Here is a 622-nt window from a genome sequence, read left to right as displayed (position 1 = left end):
GACGAGCTCATGCGCAACTTCAACCCGGGCGTGGCCCAGCGGATCATGAACAGCCCGTCGATCCCGGACGACATGGCGCTCGAGTTCGGCTTCGTCTCGAAGGCGATCCAGAACGCGCAGGCGCAGGTCGAGGGGCGCAACGCCGAGCAGCGCAAGAACGTGCTCAAGTACGACGACGTGATGAACCGCCAGCGCGAGGCCATCTACACGGACCGCCGTTCCATCCTCGAGGGGGAGGACCTGCAGGACCGGGTGCGCCGCTTCGTGGAGGACGCCGTCGGGAACATCGTGGACGCGGCCACCGAGGAGGGCCACGCCACCGACTGGGACCTCGACCAGCTGTGGCGGGACCTGGCAGAGCTCTACCCCGTGGGCATCTCGCAGGAGGACGTCCTCGACGAGGTCGGCGGCCGGGGCCGGCTCAAGGCCGAGGTCCTCAAGCGCGAACTCGTCTCCGATGCGCTCCTGGCGTACGAGGACCGGGAGGCGCAGGTGGGGTCCGAGGCGCTGCGGGAGGCGGAGCGTCGCGTGGTGCTCGCCACCATCGGGCGCCGCTGGCAGGAGCATCTCTACGAGATGGACTACCTCAAGGAGGGCATCGGGCTGCGCGCGATGGCCCAGC

At 69.3% G+C, this 622-nt stretch carries 1 pseudogene; it reads left to right on the top strand.

Annotated features, from left to right (window positions below):
- A pseudogene (locus tag C6558_RS38930) lies at positions 1 to 622 on the top strand (preprotein translocase subunit SecA); the annotation flags it as partial.

Origin of the sequence: Ensifer sp. NM-2 (assembly GCF_003024455.1) — a bacterium.
Classification (GTDB): domain Bacteria; phylum Pseudomonadota; class Alphaproteobacteria; order Rhizobiales; family Rhizobiaceae; genus Ensifer; species Ensifer canadensis.
Note: the sequence above shows the minus strand (reverse complement) of the source record. Positions and strands in the feature narration are given on the sequence as shown.